The sequence below is a fragment of the Stenotrophomonas sp. genome (genome assembly GCF_036662295.1).
In the GTDB taxonomy this organism is placed as follows: Bacteria; Pseudomonadota; Gammaproteobacteria; order Xanthomonadales; family Xanthomonadaceae; genus Stenotrophomonas.
In genome coordinates this window covers 1-4,822 of sequence record NZ_JAVWXA010000170.1, presented here as the reverse complement: position 1 = coordinate 4,822, position 4,822 = coordinate 1, and the positions used below count along the sequence as shown (strand labels likewise).

The 4,822-nt window shown below is 71.9% G+C and carries 5 protein-coding genes; all 5 read left to right on the top strand.

Annotated elements, in window-relative coordinates:
• Positions 1-1,641: alkaline phosphatase (locus tag RSA25_RS18950; protein ID WP_332810377.1), on the top strand; the 1,641-nt coding region annotated here is incomplete at its 5' end.
• Positions 1,641-2,189, top strand: a complete 549-nt coding sequence (locus tag RSA25_RS18945) for a WG repeat-containing protein (protein WP_332810376.1) — start codon at positions 1,641-1,643, stop codon at positions 2,187-2,189. The genes RSA25_RS18950 and RSA25_RS18945, both read left to right, overlap by 1 nt.
• Positions 2,190-2,244: 55 nt before the next feature.
• Positions 2,245-3,546, top strand: a complete 1,302-nt coding sequence (tilS, locus tag RSA25_RS18940) for a tRNA lysidine(34) synthetase TilS (protein WP_332810375.1) — start codon at positions 2,245-2,247, stop codon at positions 3,544-3,546.
• Positions 3,547-3,582: 36 nt separating this feature from the next.
• Positions 3,583-3,843 (top strand): exodeoxyribonuclease VII small subunit, encoded by a 261-nt coding sequence (locus RSA25_RS18935; protein ID WP_332810374.1) that lies wholly within the window; start codon positions 3,583-3,585, stop codon positions 3,841-3,843.
• On the top strand, positions 3,833-4,711 hold the full coding sequence (locus tag RSA25_RS18930; RefSeq protein ID WP_332810373.1) for a farnesyl diphosphate synthase: 879 nt from the start codon (positions 3,833-3,835) through the stop codon (positions 4,709-4,711). Before RSA25_RS18935 ends, RSA25_RS18930 begins: the two co-directional genes overlap by 11 nt.
• Positions 4,712-4,822: the final 111 nt, after the last annotated feature.

Here is a 4,822-nt window from a genome sequence, read left to right as displayed (position 1 = left end):
TCCCCTGCCGCCGGCGCCCGTGGCGCGGTGGCCGTCGATGTTCCCGCCGTGGCCCATCCAGCGGGTGAAACCCCGCAGTGGTGGTACCGCAGCGGGGCCGCCCGCGCGGCCAGCAGTGGCGCCATGGACGGCAAGGCCAAGAACGTCATCCTGTTCCTGGGTGACGGCATGAGCCTGACCACGGTGGCCGCCGCGCGCATCTTCGAGGGCCAGCGCAACGGCAACCCCGGTGAAGAGAACCTGCTGTCGTGGGAGCGCTTCCCGGCCACCGCGTTCAGCAAGACCTACAACACCGACTCGCAGACGCCCGATTCGGCCGGCACCATGACCGCCATCAGCACCGGCGTGAAGACCCACATGGGCGCCATCGGCGTCAGCGCCGGCACCCGCCACGACTGCGCCGACAGCCTGAACAAGGGGCTGCTGACCTGGCTGCAGCTGGCCGACAGCGCGCACATGGCCACCGGCATCGTCTCCACCGCCCGCCTGACCCACGCCACCCCGGCCGCCACCTACGCGCACTCGCCCGAGCGCAACTGGGAAAACGACACCGACCTGACCGAAGAGGCCAAGGCCGCCGGCTGCCAGGACATCGCCCAGCAGCTGCTGTCCACCTCGCGCTACGGGCGCGGCCCGCTGGTCGCCCTGGGCGGCGGCCGCGGCGAGTTCACCACGGTGGAAGAACGCGATCCGGAATACGACGACAAGGTGGGCCAGCGCCTGGACGGGCGCAGCCTGGTCACCGAATGGCAGCAGGCCCACCCGCAGGGCGCCTATGTCTGGAACGCCAAGCAGTTGCAGGCCGCGCACAACGCCCCGGCGCTGCTCGGCCTGTTCGAGCCGGACCACATGCGCTACGAGATCGAGCGCAAGGACGACCCGTCCGGCGAGCCCAGCCTGGCCGAGCTGACCCGGGCCGCGATCAAGACCCTGTCGCGGCAGCCGGAAGGCTACGTGCTGATGGTCGAAGGCGCGCGCATCGACCATGCCAACCACAGCGGCAACGCCTACCGCGCCCTGAGCGATACCGTGGCGCTGTCCGATGCGGTGCGTGCGGCGGTGGAGGCCACCTCCGACCAGGACACCCTGATCATCGTCACCGCCGACCATTCGCACACGCTCAACTTCGTCGGCTACCCGGCGCGTGGCAACCCGATCCTGGGCAAGGTCAAGGACAAGGGCGGCGAAGACGGCACCGGCGCACTGGACGTGGCCCGTGACGGCCTCGGCCTGCCCTACACCACGCTGACCTACGCCAATGGCCCCGGCTACACCGGCACCACCAACCAGCAGCCGGCCGGCCCCAAGGTCTACCCGCACAACCCGTCCAGCTTCGACCCGGCCAGCGGCCGCCCGGACCTGACCCACGTCGATACCGAGCACCCGGACTACATGCAGGAAGCGCTGGTGCCGACCAAGAGCGAAACCCACGGTGGCGAAGACGTCGGCATCTGGGCACGCGGCCCGGGCAGCAAGGCGATCCGCGGCACCATGGAGCAGAACGCGATCTACCACATGATCGTGCAGGCCACCCCGCGCCTGCGCCAGCGCCTGTGCGAGGCCGGCACCTGCGACGCCAGGGGCGTGCCGGTCGAGCTGCCGGTCCCGGCCCGCTTCGAGCGCAAGGCCGACGCCAACTGATGGCCCGCCCGGCCGCACGCCGCGCCCTGCCCTGGTCCGCCCTGGCCTGGTGCGCGCTGCTGCCCGGCGGCGCGGCCCTGGCCCAGGCGCCGCAATGCAAGGTGCTCACCGAGGAACACGGGCTGTGGATGCTGCCCGGTTGCGAGGTGGTGGACCGATCACCGCGGATCGCCGCGGCGACCCTGGCCGACCTGCCCTATGACGACACCGGGCTGGCGGCGGTGTATGCCGCCGACAGCTACCACTTCGTCACCCGCCAGGGCCACACCCAGGCGGTGATCACCTGGGACAACGGCCCGGACTCCCTGCAGGAAGGGCTGTTCCGCGGCCGCGTGGGTGAACGCATCGGCTTTTTCGACGTGCACCTGGCGCAGGCGTTCCCGGCCACGTTCGACTTCGCCTGGCCCTTCCAGGACGGCATCGCCGAGGTCTGCAACGGCTGCCGCCGGGGCACCCCCGATGGCGACGGCCATACCCCGATGGAAGGGGGGGAGTGGTTCCACATCGACCGCCGCGGTCGCCGCGTGGCGGCGCCCACCCCACCGTGAGCGTTCTGCACGGCCGCCGCCGACGCGCGCGGCGATACTGTTCATCCCCCGCCCGATGAACCCGCCGATGGCCGCCGTTGCCTTGCCCCCTGTCCCCGATGCCCCCCTGCCCGTGCTGGTGGGTTTCAGCGGCGGGCTGGATTCCACCGTGCTGCTGCACTGGCTGGCCCAATCCATGCCACAACGGGCCGCCGGTCTGCGCGCGGTGCACGTGCACCACGGGCTGCAGGCCGACGCCGATGCCTGGACCGGGCACTGCCAGGCGCTGTGCCGCGCATGGCACCTGCCGCTGGACGTGGTGCGCGTGGCGGTGGCCCGCCACAGTGGCGAGGGCCTGGAAGCGGCCGCGCGCCAGGCCCGCCGCGATGCCTTCGCACAGACCCTGCAGCCCGGCGAGCAACTGGCGCTGGCCCACCATCGCGACGACCAGGCCGAAACCTTCCTGCTGCGCGCGCTGCGCGGCTCCGGCGTGGACGGGCTGGCGGCCATCCGCCAGCGCGCACCGCTGGCCGCCGGCACCGTCTGGCGCCCCCTGCTGCAGGTGCCGCGTGCGGCCCTGCTGGCCTACGCGCAGGCGCACGGCCTGGACTGGATCGAGGACCCCAGCAACGCCAGCGACGAGGCCGACCGCAATTTCCTTCGCCTGCGCGTGCTGCCGCTGCTGAAACAACGCTGGCCGCAGGCCGATGCCGCCTTCGCGCGCAGCGCCGCGCTGTGCGCCCAATCCCAGCGCCTGCTGGAGGAAGACGACCAGCACGCCCTGCGCCGCTGCACGCTGGCCCCCGGGGTGATGGCAAGCGCGCGCCTGCTGCGGCAGCCGCCGGAACGCCGCGCGCGGTTGCTGCGCCAATGGGTCCGCAACTGCGGCCTGCCGCCGCTGCCGGCCAGCGGCGTGGAGGCGCTCGAACGCGACCTGCTCACCGCCGCGCACGATGCCCCGGCCCATTACGCCTGGCAGGGCGCGCACATCCGCCACTGGCGCGGGCAGCTGCACCTGCTCTCGGCCACCCTGGCACTGCCGCCGCACTGGTCGGTGCACTGGGACGGCCAGGCGCCACTGGCCCTGCCCGATGGCGGCCAGCTGGCGCTGCTCGGTGCACCGCGCCTGGCCACCGCGCTGCAGGTCAGCGCGCGCCGCGGCGGCGAGCGCATCCAGTTGCCCGGCCGCAGTCATTCGCACGCGCTCAAGGACCTGCTGCAACAGCACGGCCTGCCGCCCTGGCAACGCCGCCAGCTGCCGTTGCTGTTCGATGGCACGCAGCTGATGGCGGCCGGCGATCGCATCATCGCCGCCCCGTTGCAGCACTGGCTGGATGAACACGATGCGACGCTGCGCTGGACGCCGGGCACGGCGTGAATTGACCCCACCGGATTGGCGCATCACACTTGCGCCATGCCCAAGAAGTCCCCCAACGAAACCTCCCCGGTCGCCCACTTCGAGCAGTCGCTGGAAGAACTGGAACAGCTGGTGGAGAAGATGGAAGCCGGCGACCTGAGCCTGGAACAGTCGCTCAGCGCCTACGAGCGCGGCGTGGGCCTGTACCGCCAGTGCCAGCAGGCGCTGGAACAGGCCGAACTGCGCGTGCGCCTGCTCAGCGATCCGGCCCGCCCGGATACCGCCGAAGCCTTCGACCCGCCCAGCCATGACGGTTGAGTCCACGTTCGCGCGTTGGCGCGACCGCATCGAAAGCCAGCTCGACGCCTGCCTGCCCGCCCCGGAACTCGCCCCGCAACGCCTGCACCAGGCCATGCGCCATGCCGTGCTGGGCGGCGGCAAGCGCATGCGCCCGCTGCTGGTATACGCCAGCGGCCAGGTGTGGGGTGCCGACGAAAACGCGCTGGATGCGCCGGCCATGGCGGTCGAGCTCATCCACGCCTATTCGCTGGTGCACGACGACCTGCCGGCGATGGACGACGACGCCCTGCGCCGTGGCCGCCCCACCACCCATATCGCCTTCGACGAAGCCACCGCGATCCTCGCCGGTGACGCGTTGCAGGCGCGCGCGTTCGGCCTGCTGGCCGACGCCGCGCTGCCGGCGCTGCTGCGCGTGCACTGCCTGCAGGCGCTCACCCAGGCCGCCGGCGCGGCCGGCATGTGTGGCGGCCAGGCCTTGGACATCGATGCGACCGGCCACGCGCAGGCCCTGCACGATCTGCAGCGCATGCACGCACTCAAGACCGGTGCCCTGATCCGCGCGGCGGTGCGCATGGGCGCGCTCTGCGGCGATGCCCCGGCGGCCGACCTGCTGCAGCTGGACACGTTCGCCAGCGCACTGGGCCTGGCCTTCCAGGTGCGCGATGACATCCTGGACGTGGAAGCCAGTTCCGAACAGCTCGGCAAGACCGCCGGCAAGGACCAGGCCCAGGCCAAGTCCACCTTCCCGGCGCTGCTGGGCATGGCCGGCGCCAAGGCCGAACTGGCCACGCTCAGCGAGCGCATGCACGACAGCCTCGCCGGCTACGGCGAACGTGCCGACGCGCTGCGCGCGCTGGGCCGGCTGGCCGTCGAACGCAGTTACTGATCCAACGGCGCGAAGTGCCGGCTTGGTCGTGCAGGAGATCTACAGCCTCAGCACTGTTCGCTGGTCGGTGGTGGGTGGGAAAAATGGTGGCTGTGGGATGCCGGCCAACGG

Excerpts from the sequence above, each read along its gene's own strand:
- RSA25_RS18930 (WP_332810373.1), top strand. The coding sequence starts at position 3,833 with ATGACGGTTGAGTCCACGTTCGCGCGTTGGCGCGACCGCATCGAAAGC.
- RSA25_RS18935 (WP_332810374.1), top strand. The coding sequence starts at position 3,583 with ATGCCCAAGAAGTCCCCCAACGAAACCTCCCCGGTCGCCCACTTCGAG.
- tilS (WP_332810375.1), top strand. The coding sequence starts at position 2,245 with ATGAACCCGCCGATGGCCGCCGTTGCCTTGCCCCCTGTCCCCGATGCC.
- RSA25_RS18945 (WP_332810376.1), top strand. The coding sequence starts at position 1,641 with ATGGCCCGCCCGGCCGCACGCCGCGCCCTGCCCTGGTCCGCCCTGGCC.